We start from the raw sequence: 15134 nt of genomic DNA, 5'->3' as shown, positions 1-15134 counted from the left end.
GGTGACGTTCAGGCTGGCTCCAACCTCTGAGACGGAAGGGTTCCGGCTCGAATCCCATGAGACGGTCGGCTCCACCAATGCGCTGGCGCTGGAGCACGCGCGCAAGGGCGACCCGGGCAAACTCTGGGTCGTTTCCAAAAAACAGGAAAGCGGACGGGGCCGGCGCGGCCGGGTGTGGGCGACGCCCGAAGGCAATCTGGCGGCGACGCTGCTGGTCATCACGACCGGAGAGCTGCGGCTTGCCGCGACGCTCGGCTTCGTTGCCGGACTGGCGCTGGCCGACGCGCTCGACGCCGTGGTGCCGAACGGCAAGGTCGCCATAGGCCTCGACGGCGCAAGCCAGGGCAAGAACCGGTTCGAGCTGAAATGGCCGAACGACGTGCTGGCCTCTGGCGCCAAGCTGGCCGGTATCCTGCTGGAATCGGCAATCCTCGACGGTGGCCGTTTCGCGGTGGCGGTCGGCATCGGTGTCAATGTGGTGGCTTATCCCGAGGATTTGCCTTATCCGGCGACATCATTGCGCGCGTTGGGCGCGACATGCGATGCGGAAACGCTGTTTCTGGCGCTGTCGGATGCCTGGAGCGACAATGCGCGGCTGTGGAACGACGGGCGCGGATTGTCCGCCGTCAGGCAGCGCTGGCTCGCACGCGCGGCGGGACTTGGCGGCGAGGTTGCTGTCAGGATTGACGGTAATGTGGTGCGCGGTACTTTCGAGACCATTGACGAGGACTGCCGTTTCGTGATCCGCGACGATGAAGGTTCGGTTTTGACGATCGCCGCCGGCGATGTGCATTTCGGCGCGGTTGCGTCCGCCAGGGTTTGACCCGGCAGGAAAGGGAAGATCATGGCGAAAGCTGACAACGCCGAACTCGTGTTCGTGCCGCTGGGTGGTGTCGGCGAGATCGGCATGAACTTCGCCCTCTATGGCTATGGGCCAGCCAGCGCGCGCGAATGGATCATCATCGATGTCGGCGTCACCTTTCCCGACGCCTCGCATCCGGGCGTCGACTTGATCCTGCCCGACACGCGCTTCATCGAGGAGAACCTCGCCAATCTGCGCGGCATCATCATCACCCATGCCCATGAAGATCATTATGGCGCGCTGCTCGACCTCTGGCCGAGGCTGAAGGCGCCGGTGTGGATGACGCCGTTCAGCGCAGGCTTGCTGGAGGCCAAGCGGCAGGGCGAGCAAGGCGCGCCGAAAATCCCGCTGACGATCTACCGGGCCGGCGAAAAATTCACCGTCGGTCCCTTCGAGATCGAAGCCATCCCGGTCGCGCACTCGATCCCCGAACCGATGTCGCTGGCCATCACCTCGCCGGCCGGCACCGTCATCCATACGGGCGACTGGAAGATCGATCCGGAGCCGACGATCGGCCCGAAGACCGACGAGGCACGCTTCCGCTGGTATGGCGACAAGGGCGTGCTGGCGCTGATCTGCGATTCGACCAATGCGCTGCGCGAAGGCGAGTCGCCTTCGGAAGTGGCGGTGGGCGAGGGGCTCAAGGGCGTCATCCAGAGCGCCAAGGGCCGTGTCGCCGTCACCACGTTTTCCTCCAATGTCGGACGCATCGTTTCGATCGCAAGGGCGGCGCGCGATGCCGGCCGCCAGTGCCTGGTGCTCGGCCGCTCGCTGAAGCGCGTCATCGATGTGGCGGGCGAGCTCGGCTACATGGACGGGCTGCCTGAGTTCATCGCCGAGGAGGATTTTGGCTTCATCCCGCGCGAAAACCTGGTCATCATCTGCACCGGCAGCCAGGGCGAGCCGCTTGCTGCACTGGCCAAGCTGTCACGCGACGAGATGAAATCGGTGTCGTTTACAGCCGGCGACACGGTGGTGTTCTCCTCGCGCACCATTCCCGGCAACGAGAAGGCGATCCTCGAGATCAAGAACCGCCTCATCGATCTCGGCATCAAGATCATCGAGGATGGCGACGCGCTGGTGCATGTTTCCGGCCATCCGCGGCGCAACGAATTGCGCAAGATGTATGAATGGGTGCGGCCGCAGATCGGCGTTCCCGTGCATGGCGAGGCGGCGCATCTGGTGGCGCAGGGATCGCTGATGTCGACGTCCGGCATCGGCCAGGTGGCGCAGGTGCGCGACGGCGATATGCTCAGGCTTGCTCCCGGTGCTGCCACCATCATCGACCAGGTGCCGTTTGGCCGCATCTACAAGGACGGCAGGCTGATCGGCTCGGACCAGGCGATGGGCATTCGCGACCGGCGCAAGCTGTCTTTTGCCGGTCATGTCGCGGTCAATGTCGTGCTCGACGACAAGTATGAGCTTGCCGGCGATCCCGATCTGGTCGCCATCGGTGTGGCCGAGGCCGATGCCAGCGGCGAGAACCTCGAAGATTTGATGATCGACGCGGCGGTTGGCGCGGTTGACTCGATTCCCCGCCAGCGCCGGAAGGACCTCGACCTCGTGCAGGAGGCGGTGCGCCGCGCCGTGCGCGGTGCCGCCAACGAAGCCTGGGGCAAGAAGCCTCTGGTGACGGTTTTCGTCACCAGATAGAGGCGGGAATATCTAGAAATTCAGCTGATAGCTGGCGGGAAGCCAGCGAAAGCTCCCGTCCACCCGTTCGATGCGCCCGAGACCTGGAAACGGCATGTGATAGCCGGCAACGAGCAGCCGGTGGTCGGCGGCCATTGTCAGCAGACGCTTGCGGGTTTCGACGGCCTGCCCCTTCTCGTCATCGAGATCGGCCTGCCATTCGGGGTGCTGGATCGACACGACGGAGTGCAGGAAGGCGTCCGACCAGACGAGCAATTGCTGGCCGTCGCTTTCGACGTGGAAGGCCAGCAGCCCTGGAGAATGACCGGCGGCATCGATGGCGGTGATGCCCGGCACGATTTCATCTCCCGGCGCCACGAATGTCGCCCGGTCGGCAAGAGGGGTGCAGACGCGCCGGAACAGGTCGCGGTTGCTCAATCTGGCTTCGCGCACCGCATCCGCCTCGGTCCAGAAGACGAATTCGGCGGCGCCAAATACATAGCGCGCCCGGCTGAAAACGGCTTTGCCATTGTTCACAAGGCCGCCGATGTGGTCCGGGTGGCCATGGGTGATGATCACCACGTCAATGTCGTTCGGGCCGAGCCCAAGGTCTTGCAGACATTCCAGGAGCGAGCTGTCCGCGTCTCCGCATCCTGTATCAAACAGGATTTTTTCGGAACCGGTGTCGATTAGTGTCGGGATGAAACAGTGCTCGTATCGATCGCGATCGATAAAGTTCGAGACTGCAAGTTCCTGCACCGCGCCTGGCGACTGTCCAGATGCAAAAGCCGACGCAAGGTTGTCGCGAACATCGACGGCATCGAGCACTGTGGCGACCTTGAATGAGCCAAGATCGAAGCTGAAGACGCGTGGGCGTGCGGTATCGGGCATCGCCATTTGTACTTCGCTGTTGTCGATTGGAACAGGCCGGCGGTTCATCGGAGTGCGACCTTGCGCGCCTCGGGAGAGGCTATTGATATCGGCCGATTTGACGTAAGACGCCAGCATCGAAGCTGGAGGTTTCATGCTGGGACGCCTGAACCACGTCGCGCTTGCCGTACCGGATCTGGCCGCGGCGATCGCTGCCTATCGCGATACGCTGGGCGCCAAGGTGACCGCGCCGCAGGCATTGCCCGAGCATGGCGTCACCGTGGTGTTCGTCGATGTCGGCAACACCAAGATCGAATTGCTGGAGCCGCTGGGCGAGGGCTCGCCGATCGCGGCCTTCCTGGAGAAGAACCCGTCGGGCGGCATGCATCATGTTTGCTACGAGGTCGAAGACATTCTTGCCGCGCGCGATCATCTCAAAGCAAGCGGCGGCCGCGTCCTTGGCGACGGCAATCCCAGGATTGGCGCGCACGGCAAGCCGGTGCTGTTCCTGCATCCCAAGGACTTTTTCGGCACATTGGTCGAGCTGGAGCAGGCATGAGCTGGATTTCGTTTGCGGCGCTGTTCTTCATCACATGGTGGCTGGTGCTGTTTATCGTGCTGCCGTTCAGCGTGCACACGCAGGACGACGATCACGACGTGACGCTGGGTACCGTTCCCAGCGCACCGCGCGGGTCACATATGTTGCGCGCCGTGATCCGCACGACGATCGCCACGATGATCCTGATGGGCATTTTCTACGGCTTGACGCGGGGGCTTGGTCTCAGCCTCGACCAGATCCCGCACATCATACCGGAGTTCAACCAGACACCTGCGCAATAGGGCCTGGTTCGTCCCGATGGAATCGGGGCCTACACAGGCTGACGCAAGGTCATGTGGTTTGGTAATCTTTGGCGCTAAGCAGGTGATTGCACAAAAAAAATGCAAGGCACAAGGCCTTGCAATTTAAACGCGTCCGATCTGTTTCCGGTTTCCGGCGGCAGCGAGTAACCGCGCCTAGATCGCATCCTCCCAAGACTTTGACCGCGTAGGAGAGCAGATTTTTCTCTACCCTCTCGGTTATCGGGGCACACTAGCCTAAGGCGGATGAAATTGTCACGCAGAATTTTGCCCGGAAACAGGCATTCTCGTGCTGCAGTGCACAATAGTACGGCAGGCTTTGCTTGTGAATCGATCAACAGGCCGGATGCGGCATTGTTGCCGGCCGAATCGCCGCCCGTCCCTGGATGTGCAAAGGACGCTCCAGCACTGTGAAGCCAAGCATCGTGCCGGTCCAAACCGAAGGTCAGCAAAGTAAAATCGATTTTTCCGATTTCGGGCCGATGCGGCAGGTCGGGTTTCCAATCCGTCACGAAATAGCTATGAAGCCGGGGCAAGCAGCCAGTGCGCGCCGATTCCGGTGCGGCTATCCTCACTCACGGACCAGTCCATGCGTTTGTCGCGCTATTTCCTGCCTATCCTCAAAGAAAATCCGCGCGAGGCCGAAATTGTCTCGCATCGGCTGATGCTGCGCGCCGGCATGATCCGCCAGCAAGGGCAAGGCAGCTTTTCCTGGCTGCCATTGGGCAAGCGGGTGCTGGACAAGGTCTGCCGGATCATTCGCGAGGAACAGGACCGCGCCGGTGCGCTGGAGATCCTGATGCCGACCATCCAGTCGGCCGAGCTGTGGCGCGAAAGCGGCCGCTATGACGACTACGGCAAGGAGATGCTGCGCATCAAGGACCGGCAGGACCGCGACATGCTCTACGGCCCGACCAATGAAGAGATGGTCACCGAGATTTTCCGTTCCTATGTCCGGTCCTACAAGGATCTGCCGCTCAACCTCTACCACATCCAATGGAAATTCCGCGACGAGGTGCGGCCGCGTTTTGGCGTCATGCGTTCGCGCGAGTTCCTGATGAAGGACGCCTATTCCTTCGACCTCGATTATGAAGGCGCCAAGGCGGCGTATAATCGCATGTTCGTGTCCTATCTCAGGACCTTCACGCGCATGGGACTGCAGGCGATCCCGATGCGCGCCGATACCGGACCGATCGGCGGCGACCTCAGCCACGAATTCATCATCCTGGCCGATACCGGCGAGAGCCAGGTTTTCTGCCATCGCGATTATCTTTCGCTTGCCGTGCCCGGAGCGAGCACCGACTTCGCCAACGACGCCGAGATCGCCGACATCGTCAAGATTTGGACGACACCTTACGCAGCCACCGATGAGATGCATGACGAAGCGGCGTGGGAAAAGGTGGCGACAAGCGACAAGGTTTCGGCGCGTGGCATCGAGGTCGGCCATATCTTTCACTTCGGCGACAAATATTCCAAGCCGATGGGCGCCAAGGTGACCGGGCCTGACGGCAAGGACAGTTTTGTCTCGATGGGCTCCTACGGCATCGGACCGTCGCGGCTGGTCGCGGCGATCATCGAAGCCAGCCATGACGACAACGGCATCATCTGGCCGGAATCGGTAGCGCCGTTCGATGTCGGCCTGATCAACATGAAGGCCGGCGATGCCGACTGCGACCGCGTTTGCGGCGAACTCTATGCGGCACTCTCCGCCGCCGGCAAGGATGTGCTCTACGACGACACCGACCAGCGGCCGGGCGGCAAGTTCGCCACCGCCGACCTGATCGGCCTGCCGTGGCAGGTCATCGTCGGACCGCGCGGTGTCGCCGCCGGCGAGATCGAGATCAAGAACCGCCGGACCGGTGAGCGCGAAACGTTGCCGATCGCGGACGTCAGGAAACGCTTCGGGATTGCCGCATGAGCGAAGCGGCAGCAGCCAAGCGCACGGTCGCCGGCCCATTCTCCATGTTCGAGCGCATGGTCGCGTGGCGCTATTTGCGCTCGCGGCGCAAGGAGACGGTGATCTCGGTCATCGCATCGATCTCCTTCCTCGGAATCATGCTGGGCGTCGCCACGCTGATCGTCGTCATGGCTGTGATGAACGGGTTTCGCGCTGAGCTTTTGACGCGCATCCTCGGCGTCAACGGCCATCTGATCGTGCAGCCGCTCGATTCGCCGCTGGAGGACTATGCGCAGGTTGCCAGCCGCATCAACGGCGTGGCAGGCGTCAAATACGCCATTCCGCTGATCGACGGGCAGGTGCTGGCGCAAGGCAATGTCGGCGGCGGCACCGGCGCGCTGGTGCGCGGCATACGCGGTGATGATCTCGGCAAGATCGCCATCGTCGCCAACAACATCAGGCAGGGCTCGATCGCCGGCTTCGACACCGGCGAGGGCGTTGCCATCGGCAAGCGCATGGCCGAGAATCTCGGCCTGGTGCTCGGCGACACCATCACGTTGATCTCGCCGGATGGCGACGTAACACCAATCGGCACGACACCGCGGATGAAGGGCTACCCGATCACGGCGATCTTCGAGGTTGGCATGTCGGAATATGACACGTCGATCGTCTACATGCCGTTTTCCGAAGCGCAGCTCTATTTCAATATGGACGGCCGGGCGCAGACGATCGAGATCTATGTCGACAATCCAGACAATGTCGACGCGCTGAAACCGAAGGTCGAAGAGGCGGCGCAGCGACCGATCGACATGGTCGACTGGCGCCAGCGCAACGAGACATTCTTCTCCGCCCTGCAGGTGGAGCGCAACGTCATGTTCATGATCCTGACGCTGATCGTGCTGGTGGCGGCGCTCAACATCATCTCCGGCCTGATCATGCTGGTGAAGGACAAGGGCCACGACATCGCCATCCTGCGCACCATGGGCGCGTCGCGCGGCGCCATCCTGCGTATCTTCCTGATGACGGGGGCGGCGATCGGCGTCACCGGAACGCTGGCCGGCGTCCTGCTTGGCGTTCTCATCTGCTTCAACATCGAATCCATCCGCCAGTTCTTCTCCTGGATGACCGGCAAGGTGCTGTTCAATCCGGAGCTCTATTTCCTCAGCCAGTTGCCGGCGAAAATGGATCCGCGCGAAACGACTTACGTCGTGCTGATGGCGCTCGGGCTTTCCTTCCTGGCAACGGTGTTTCCGGCATGGCGGGCCGCCCGCCTCGATCCGGTCGAAGCCTTGAGGTACGAATGATGGCCGAGGCCATTATCGAATTGAAGAGCGTCGAGCGGCACTATGTGCAAGGGCCGCGCAAGCTCACCATCTTGAACGGCGCCGATTTTTCGCTGAAGCGCGGCGAGATGGTGGCGCTGGTGGCGCCGTCGGGCACCGGCAAGTCGACGCTGCTGCACACTGCCGGTCTGCTGGAGCGGCCCGATGCCGGTGACGTGATTTTGGCCGGGCGCGCCTGCGGCCGGCTTTCCGACGAGGAACGCACGGCGATCCGCCGCAACGATGTCGGCTTCGTCTATCAGTTCCATCATCTGCTGCCGGAGTTCTCGGCGCTGGAAAACATCATGATGCCGCAGCTGATCAAAGGGCTGACGCGCAAGGAAGCCGCCGAGCGGGCGGCGCAGCTGCTTGACTATATGCAGATCGGCAAGCGCGCGTCGCACCGTCCGTCCGAACTGTCCGGTGGCGAACAGCAGCGCGTCGCCATTGCGCGCGCCGTCGCCAATGCGCCGCTGGTACTGCTGGCCGACGAGCCGACCGGCAACCTCGACCCGGTCACCGCCTCCTATGTCTTCGAAGCGCTGGAGGCGTTGGTCAGGCAGTCGGGCCTGGCGGCACTGATCGCCACCCACAATCACGAGCTCGCATCGCGCATGGATCGGCGCGTGACGTTGCACGATGGCAAGGTCGTCCCCCTTTAGGTGTATTGATATTCAGGTGAGGCCGGCCTGCAAACGGCGGATACCTGCGCTTCCGGTGCTCACGTACTAAAGTACGCTCCGCTCCGGTTCTCGGCATTCACCCGTTTTCGGCTCGGCCTGACCTGAACCTCAACACACCTAAGCGCGCATCGCCATGAGATGGTTCCCAGCGTCGATCGCTGGGCATTGGACCCGTCAACCTTTCCTTAACCCTGAGAAATTGATCGCCGTCGATTCCGGAGATGTCCGGGATTGCGGTCGTTGACATTCGAACAAAATTAGAACAAAATATGAACATAGCAACAACAGGAGAGAGTTATGGCCGATCTGGTTCAGGACGTCGTTTCGCTGGTGTGCATGAGTGCGTTTCTCGTTTCCATGGCGATGTGGATCGGCGCCATGTGAGGATCTGCGGTTTCGCCGCAGTGTTTTGAGGCGGGCAGGAGGGCGTTGTGTCGTTAAGCTTTTCTTGCCGCCATGACGCTAGGGTGCCTCTGCAAGACAGGGAGCAACGCCGGTGTCGCCGATCGTGACGGCCATCCTCGTGGCCAGCAATCTCGGGCTGATCTTTCTGCTGATGACCGCGCCGCTCGGTCTGCGCACGATCAGGCTCAGCCGGCTGGTGTCGGCGGACCGGCAGCGTCTCTGGCAGGCGCTGTGGCCGCTTGGCAGCGATGCCGGCTGGTCGGGCGAGATCCTTTCCGCCGAGGCGCTCGACGACCAGGGCGTGGCGCGCATCATGCTGTCCTGGGAAGGCCGAGACGGCCAGCCGATCGAGCGCATGTCGCGGTTCGAAGATGTTGTCGAAGGCTGCCGTTTTTCGATGCGCGTCATCGAGGATACCGCGCTCGATGCTTCGTTCTGGAAGGATTTTTGCGAGACAACCGAACTCGTCTCGGAAGGCAGTAGCACGCGGGTGAGTCTCAGCCAGACCGATCGCTATCGTGGCATCGCCTTCCTGGTTTTCCGCTACTTCGCCATGCGCCGCGAACTCGGCAAGCTTGAGATCTGGGCCAGGACCGGACAATACCGTAAAGGTGGTTGGTTCGAGCACCCGCTCAGCCAGGTCGGCTTTGCCGTTCTTTCGGCATTCCTGCTGTGGCCGTTCTTCGGGCTCAACCTTGGCGGCCTGGCGCTGGCGTCGATCCTGACCTCGGTAGTGGCCCTGCATGAGCTTGGCCACATGGCAGCCTTCCGGCTGGCGGGGCATCACCAGGCGCGGATGATCTTCATCCCGCTGCTCGGCGGCATCGCCATTGGCGGGCGGCCCTATGACAGCCGTTTCGAAGTGGCCTTCGTGGCGCTGATGGGCGCCGGCTTCTCCGCTTTCCTGGTGCCGTTGCTGATCGCCGCGAGCGTGTTTGCCGGCAGCGAGGGGCATCGGCTCGCCGCTGGATTGCTGGCGACGCTTGCCGGCTGCGCTGCCCTGTTCAACATCGCCAATCTGGTGCCGGTGTGGAAGTTCGATGGCGGCCAGGTGCTGCGCCAAATCTGCCCCGGACCGATCGCGCTGGCGCTGGCCTCGTTTTCCCTGCTCTCAGCCTTGCTGGCGCTTGGTTGGCTGGCAGGTTTTTCCCAAGGCTTTCTGCTGGTGGCGGGCGCTGTCTTTTCGATCCTCAGCCTGCTGACCATGGGTAGCGCGGTAAAACCGCGCCACGAGCTGAAGCCGATCCGCACCTTCGACCGTTTCGCCATGGCCGGTGCACTGCTGGCAGTGTTCGCCATTCACGGCTACGGCCTGCTGTGGGCCTCAGCGCGCCTCCTCTAGGCTGTGCCGATATTCAGGTGAGGCCGGCCTGCAAATGGCAGCTTCCTGCGCATCCGGTGCTCATGTACCCAAAAGTACGCTCCGCTCCGATTCTCGGTATCAGCCATTTTCGACTCGGCCTGACCTGAATCTCGACACATCCTAACCCGGATAAGAATTTACCCAGCCTTGCGGGTTGCCTCGACCGGCGGAGTTGCAGCCGGACCGAACACATCCTCAAAGGCGGACTTCAGCGCCAAGTCGAGGTCGGCCATGGTCACGGGCAGGCCGAGGTCGACAAGGCTGGTGACGCCGTGATCCGAAACACCGCATGGCACGATGCCGCTGAAATGGCCGAGATCCGGCTCGACATTGATGGCAATGCCGTGGAAGCTCACCCAGCGCCTGAGCCTGATGCCGATGGCGGCGATCTTGTCCTCGGCCGGCGATCCGTCGGGCAGGGAAGGGCGATTTGGCCGCACAACCCAGACGCCGACACGATCCTCACGGCGCTCGCCGCGCACATTGAAGGCGGCGAGCGTGCCGATGATCCATTGTTCGAGTGCCGCTACGAAAGCGCGGACGTCCTCGCGCCGCCGCTTGAGGTCGAGCATTACATAGGCGACCCGCTGGCCCGGCCCATGATAGGTGTATTCACCGCCGCGCCCGGCAGCAAACACCGGGAAACGGTCGGGCTCGATCAGGTCCTCGACGTGGGCGCTTGTGCCGGCCGTGTAAAGCGGCGGATGCTCGACCAGCCAGACCATCTCGCCGGCAGCGCCGGTTCTGATCGCATCGGCGCGCGCCTCCATCACCGCGAGCGCTTCGGGGTAGGTGGTCAAGCCGGGCTCGATCCGCCATTCGACCGGCGCGGAACCGGGCAAGGGCAGGAACGACGTGGCGATCTGGCTGCGTTCTGGCATGGCGTATCTCTTGCTGTCCCTCATATGGCGGCAATCGATCAAAACGTCCAGTTCCGGGCGTGGTCCAGGCCTTTGCAGACTTCTCAAACAGGGTGAGAAGCCGTTTCAGGATAGATGAGCTGCGCTGATACGATAATGCATCGCTCGCCGGGATGATGCCTGTTGCGGGCTCTGGATAGCGGCGGTCTCGATCGCCTTGTCGCTAAAAAACGACAGAGCGAGAGCGGCTTTTGGTGCGGTCGAGAAGACTCGAACTTCCACGGGTTGCCCCACAGCGACCTCAACGCTGCGCGTCTACCAATTCCGCCACGACCGCACGTGGTAGGAGCCGGAACGAACCGGCTCGCGGCGTGTAGCAAATCGTTTCCAGCGAAACAAGGGCGCGGCGCGCAATAATCGCCGGCGATTTGGCATAAGGCTTCCCATAGGCCTCCCTGGCAAAGCCGGCACGATTTGGCGCCTGCCATTGCCGGCGCGCTCCATGCCGCCGATAGCTCCAAGAAGGCGCTTGAGCAGATGGCATTTTTCTCCCAGCTGCAGATCTTTGAAATACTCTTTCTATGGAATTTGTAGAATTATGTTTGGATAGGATCTCGGTACTGGTCGCTAAGTTCTGACGGGGCCTTCGCTTCCTCGGCAAAGTTGCGCCAGCGATTTTAGAGAATGGAGGTTCCCATGACCAAACTCGTAGAGCAGATCATTCCGGAAGCCGATGTTGTGCCGCTGACGGGGCGTGTCGGCGCGGAGATCAGGAACATAAGGCTGTCCGGCGACCTGCCGCAGCAGACAGTGGCGGCTATCAACCAGATCCTGCTGCGGCACAAGGTGGTGTTCTTCCGCGATCAGGCGCATCTCGACGATGTTGGGCAGGAGCGCTTCGCCCATCGTCTCGGCGACCTCGTGCCGCATCCGACCCAAGGTCCCATCAAGGGAACGGCGTCCATTCTCGAACTCGATTCAAGCCGTGGCGGCGGTCGTGCCGATCAGTGGCATACCGACGTCACCTTCGTCGACGCCTATCCGAAATTCTCCGTTCTGCGCGGCGTCGTCATACCGCCGGCCGGCGGCGACACCATCTGGTCGAACACTGCCGCGGCCTACCAGGACCTGCCCGCGCCGCTGAAGCTGCTGGCGGACAATCTCTGGGCGGTTCACAGCAACGCCTACGATTACGCCGCGGTCCGGCCGCGAGCGAGCGCTGCGGAAAAGAAGCATTTCGAGGAGGTCTTCACCTCGACAGTCTACGAGACCGAGCATCCCGTCGTCCGCGTCCATCCCGAAACCGGTGAGCGCACGCTGCTGCTCGGCAATTTCGTGCAGCGGCTGGTCGGTCTTTCCAGAGGCGATTCGGCGCGGCTCTACGAGGTGTTCCAGTCCTATGTCACCTCACCGGAGAACACCGTCCGCTGGCGCTGGAAAGCCGGCGATGTGGCGATCTGGGACAACCGGGCGACCCAGCATTACGCGGTCAACGACTATGGCGATCAGCACCGGGTCGTTCGTCGCGCCACAGTCGACGGCGACGTTCCGGTCAGCGTCGACGGTCGCCGCAGCGTCACCCGCACCAAGGTTGCAAAACCCGCGACCGACAAGGCCGCCTGAGGCGAGGTCGAAGCTCCGGCGATGTGGCTGACTAGCTATAGGCGATGATGGGGTAGCTCGGCAAAAACCGGCCTATCCCGTCCACCCAAGGCCAGCCGAGATGCAATTGATCGATACGAGCAGGGCGTCGGTCGACCGTTTTTGATCCACTGTCCCGGTATTGGCGCGAACTTCACGCAGCAGATCGACCTGCAGCCGGTGAATGTCGTCCATCTGCCGCCGCAGATTGTCGAAACGCCGCTTGAACATCGGAAAGCGCGCGGAAAGATCGCCTCCCGTGAGGTCGCCGATCAGGCGTCGCGTCAGCTCGTATTCGGCGGCGATGCGGGCGTAGATTCTTGCCGCGGCATCGCTGTCGGACACCAGGCCAGCGTAAAGCCGCGCGATCTCCATGTCGGACTGGTAAAGCGTCTTCTCGGCCTCGTCGACGATCAGGCGGAAGAAGCGCGAGTGCTCAAACATGCGGGCCAGAAGTTCGCGCCCGGCCTCGCCGCGCACCGTGACGAAAGAGCTGAGCGCGCTGCCGATACCATACCAGCCGGTCAACAGGTGACGGTTCTGGCTCCAGGCGAACACCCAGGGAATGGCGCGCAGGTCGGCAATGCCGCTGGCGCCGAAACGGCGATCCGGCCTTGAGCCCATTTTCAGCAGCGCCAGTTCCGCGACCGGGCTCGCCTGGTTGAAATAGTCAAGGAAGCCGGGCTCAGCCATCAACCTGGCATAGGATGCCTGCGACATGCCTGCCAGCGCTTCCAGCGCTTCGTCGAACTCCGGCGTTTCCTTCGGCTCGACATCACGGGCGGTTCCGACACTGTGGGCCAGTACGCCGGCGGCGAGAACCTCGAGCTGGTGGAGGCCGGTGCCGCGATTGGCGAATTTCGACGATACGACCTCGCCTTGCTCCGTCACCCGCATGGACCCGGTGACAGTACCTTGCGGCTGTGCCGCGATCGCCCGGCCGGTCGGCGCGCCGCCGCGGCTGACCGAGCCGCCGCGACCGTGAAAGAAACTGATCCTGACCTTATGCTTGCGCCCCACGGCAGCGAGGCGCTTTTGCGCTTTTGCCAGTTCCCAATTGGACGCCAGGAAACCGCCGTCCTTGTTGGAATCCGAATAGCCAAGCATGATTTCCTGGCGCGCGCGGAAATCTCGCACCGTCCGCCGCGCCAGCGAAATGCCGAGCAGTTCATTCAGGATGGCAGGGGCGGCCTGAAGATCGGCAATCGTCTCGAACAAGGGCACGATCCGCAGCCTGATTGTGCCGCCGCCACCGGGCGCGGTTGAAAGTCCGCAATATTGTGCCAGCAGATAGACCGCGAGCAGGTCGTCGACCGAGCGGGTCATGCTGAGAACGAACGAGCCGACGGCGTCGGCATCCGAAGTGGAGATGTGCTTGGCGATGACCGAGAATGTCGAAAGCAGTTCACCCGCTTCAGGCGAGAGCCGGCCTGCGTCGATCTCCAGCCGCTCACCCTGGCTGAGGCCTAAGCGAATACGCGCCGACCATTGCGGCGTGCCGGCCGCGACCTGATCGGCGGGATCTGTCAGCGCAAACAGTTCGGCCAGCACCCGGTTGACGACTGTGGAGTTCTGCCTGACGTCGAGCGAGACGGTGCGGAAGCCGAAGCTTGCGACTTGCCACAGCAGAGGCTGGACAAAGCGCCTGGCTACAGCGCGCCCTCCGATCGCGTCGAGAACACAAGACAGCCCGTTCAGATCGGCACAAAATGCCTCCGCCGAGAGGTACGCCGCCGCACCGCCGCCTCGCGTGGCCTCCAGCCGGGCATACAGGGCCGAGGCGAACTGGCGAAGCGGTTCGTCAGGGTTGCGGGCGGCGATCACCTGCGCCTCTCCGCTTCTATCAAGCGCCGTCTGCAGCACCGGCGTGAAGCTGGCCGGCAGGTCGATGACGTTCGAACTGGCGCTGAGCACCGTCACCAGCCGCTGCACCTGCGTCAGATACCAGCCTATGGCGGTGTTGCGGTATTCGGCCATGGCATGGTTGGTGACCGCAGCCGTTACATTTGGATTGCCATCGCGGTCGCCACCGATCCACGAGGCATAGCGCATGAAGGGAGGAATTCTGATCAGCTTTCCCGGATAATGACGCTCGAAGGCGCCTTCAAGCTTGCCATAGAGCTGCGGCGTTGCCTCGAAGATGACCTCGCGAAAGAAATGCAGGCCCCAGGCGATTTCGCGTTCGACCGTCGGGCGTTCCAGTCGCAGTTCGCCCGTCATCCATAGAAGTTCGATCTCGCTTTTCAGATCGGCGACCAACAGGTCGCGTTCGCGCGGCGCCCAGCGCGGCTGGTCGAGTTCGGTCAGCTTGCGATAGATACGGCGGTGGATCTCCAGCACCGTGACGCGTTTGGCCTCCGTGGGATGCGCGGTCATGGTCGGGCCGACGCAAAGCTCATCGAGCGCCGCCTGGACTTCGTCCGCTGACTGACCGTTCGCTGCCATCTGCGCGATCACGCTGGCGAAGGACCCGGGCACTTCGTCGACACCCGCGCCTTGTTCGAGTTCGCGACGCGCGCGCATGGCAAGCAACTCGTCGGCAATCGCCAGCAACTGGAACCATACGCCGCTCGCCTGAAGCGCCGGGATGCGCTGCTCCGCGGCAAGCGAGACAAGCGACCTACGTCCGCTCAGAACGGCGGCGATCTCGGGCTCACGCGCGCTTGCGACGTGAAGCAGCAGGCGCAACAAAAGGCTGCGCTCGTCCTCACGAAAGTTGATGCGTCTGCTCTGTTCCAAAG

At 62.6% G+C, this 15134-nt stretch carries 12 protein-coding genes and 1 tRNA gene; 9 read left to right on the top strand and 4 right to left on the bottom strand.

The window, feature by feature from the left end:
* The first annotated feature begins 1 nt into the window (after window position 1).
* A complete protein-coding gene (locus AC1DXN_RS17315; RefSeq protein WP_477276968.1) occupies window positions 2-823 on the top strand; it encodes a biotin--[acetyl-CoA-carboxylase] ligase in 822 nt (273 codons plus the stop codon).
* Window positions 824-844: 21 nt separating this feature from the next.
* Entirely contained in the window at window positions 845-2515 is a 1671-nt protein-coding gene (locus AC1DXN_RS17310) for a ribonuclease J (RefSeq protein ID WP_477244907.1), read from the top strand.
* A 12-nt stretch (window positions 2516-2527) separates the two neighbouring features.
* On the opposite strand, the gene AC1DXN_RS17305 is transcribed toward AC1DXN_RS17310, so the two are convergent.
* On the bottom strand, window positions 2528-3391 hold the full coding sequence (locus AC1DXN_RS17305; protein ID WP_477276966.1) for an MBL fold metallo-hydrolase: 864 nt from the start codon (window positions 3389-3391) through the stop codon (window positions 2528-2530).
* Window positions 3392-3518: 127 nt separating this feature from the next.
* Here AC1DXN_RS17305 and mce point away from each other — a divergent pair, with 127 nt between their 5' ends.
* From mce to AC1DXN_RS17275, 6 genes are all read left to right on the top strand, one after another.
* Entirely contained in the window at window positions 3519-3923 is a 405-nt protein-coding gene (gene mce, locus AC1DXN_RS17300; RefSeq protein WP_477276964.1) for a methylmalonyl-CoA epimerase, read from the top strand.
* A complete protein-coding gene (locus AC1DXN_RS17295) occupies window positions 3920-4204 on the top strand; it encodes a DUF1467 family protein (RefSeq protein ID WP_477276962.1) in 285 nt (94 codons plus the stop codon). The genes mce and AC1DXN_RS17295 overlap by 4 nt, the downstream gene beginning before the upstream one ends.
* 607 nt (window positions 4205-4811) lie before the next feature.
* Window positions 4812-6140: a proline--tRNA ligase gene (gene proS, locus AC1DXN_RS17290; protein WP_477276961.1), complete on the top strand. Its 1329-nt coding sequence runs from the start codon at window positions 4812-4814 to the stop codon at window positions 6138-6140.
* Complete coding sequence (locus AC1DXN_RS17285) at window positions 6137-7423, top strand: lipoprotein-releasing ABC transporter permease subunit (RefSeq protein WP_477276959.1); 1287 nt, start codon at window positions 6137-6139, stop codon at window positions 7421-7423. The genes proS and AC1DXN_RS17285 overlap by 4 nt, the downstream gene beginning before the upstream one ends.
* The gene (locus AC1DXN_RS17280) at window positions 7420-8103 is read left to right on the top strand and encodes an ABC transporter ATP-binding protein (RefSeq protein WP_477276957.1); all 684 of its coding nucleotides are present in this window, start codon (window positions 7420-7422) and stop codon (window positions 8101-8103) included. Before AC1DXN_RS17285 ends, AC1DXN_RS17280 begins: the two co-directional genes overlap by 4 nt.
* A 517-nt stretch (window positions 8104-8620) precedes the next feature.
* Window positions 8621-9871 (top strand): site-2 protease family protein, encoded by a 1251-nt coding sequence (locus AC1DXN_RS17275; protein WP_477276955.1) that lies wholly within the window; start codon window positions 8621-8623, stop codon window positions 9869-9871.
* Between the two features lie 158 nt (window positions 9872-10029).
* On the opposite strand, the gene lipB is transcribed toward AC1DXN_RS17275, so the two are convergent.
* Both lipB and AC1DXN_RS17265 read right to left on the bottom strand, forming a co-directional pair.
* Window positions 10030-10773: a lipoyl(octanoyl) transferase LipB gene (gene lipB / locus AC1DXN_RS17270; RefSeq protein WP_477244923.1), complete on the bottom strand. Its 744-nt coding sequence runs from the start codon at window positions 10771-10773 to the stop codon at window positions 10030-10032.
* A 231-nt stretch (window positions 10774-11004) separates the two neighbouring features.
* A tRNA-Leu gene (locus AC1DXN_RS17265) sits at window positions 11005-11089 on the bottom strand.
* A gap of 359 nt (window positions 11090-11448) precedes the next feature.
* Here AC1DXN_RS17265 and AC1DXN_RS17260 point away from each other — a divergent pair.
* The gene (locus AC1DXN_RS17260) at window positions 11449-12375 is read left to right on the top strand and encodes a TauD/TfdA dioxygenase family protein (protein WP_477276953.1); all 927 of its coding nucleotides are present in this window, start codon (window positions 11449-11451) and stop codon (window positions 12373-12375) included.
* A 72-nt stretch (window positions 12376-12447) separates the two neighbouring features.
* Here the strand turns inward: AC1DXN_RS17260 and AC1DXN_RS17255 are convergent, their stop codons facing one another.
* On the bottom strand, window positions 12448-15132 hold the full coding sequence (locus AC1DXN_RS17255; RefSeq protein WP_477276951.1) for a phosphoenolpyruvate carboxylase: 2685 nt from the start codon (window positions 15130-15132) through the stop codon (window positions 12448-12450).
* Window positions 15133-15134 lie beyond the last annotated feature (2 nt).

This window comes from Mesorhizobium sp. P2_H9, from assembly GCF_056403215.1.
The sequence above is the reverse complement of the archived record's forward strand: the minus strand, read 5'-3'. Positions and strand labels throughout refer to the sequence as shown.

Excerpts from the sequence above, each read along its gene's own strand:
- AC1DXN_RS17310 (WP_477244907.1), top strand. The coding sequence starts at position 845 with ATGGCGAAAGCTGACAACGCCGAACTCGTGTTCGTGCCGCTGGGTGGT.
- AC1DXN_RS17305 (WP_477276966.1), bottom strand. The coding sequence starts at position 3,391 with ATGGCGATGCCCGATACCGCACGCCCACGCGTCTTCAGCTTCGATCTT.
- mce (WP_477276964.1), top strand. The coding sequence starts at position 3,519 with ATGCTGGGACGCCTGAACCACGTCGCGCTTGCCGTACCGGATCTGGCC.
- AC1DXN_RS17295 (WP_477276962.1), top strand. The coding sequence starts at position 3,920 with ATGAGCTGGATTTCGTTTGCGGCGCTGTTCTTCATCACATGGTGGCTG.
- proS (WP_477276961.1), top strand. The coding sequence starts at position 4,812 with ATGCGTTTGTCGCGCTATTTCCTGCCTATCCTCAAAGAAAATCCGCGC.
- AC1DXN_RS17285 (WP_477276959.1), top strand. The coding sequence starts at position 6,137 with ATGAGCGAAGCGGCAGCAGCCAAGCGCACGGTCGCCGGCCCATTCTCC.
- AC1DXN_RS17280 (WP_477276957.1), top strand. The coding sequence starts at position 7,420 with ATGATGGCCGAGGCCATTATCGAATTGAAGAGCGTCGAGCGGCACTAT.
- lipB (WP_477244923.1), bottom strand. The coding sequence starts at position 10,773 with ATGCCAGAACGCAGCCAGATCGCCACGTCGTTCCTGCCCTTGCCCGGT.
- AC1DXN_RS17260 (WP_477276953.1), top strand. The coding sequence starts at position 11,449 with ATGACCAAACTCGTAGAGCAGATCATTCCGGAAGCCGATGTTGTGCCG.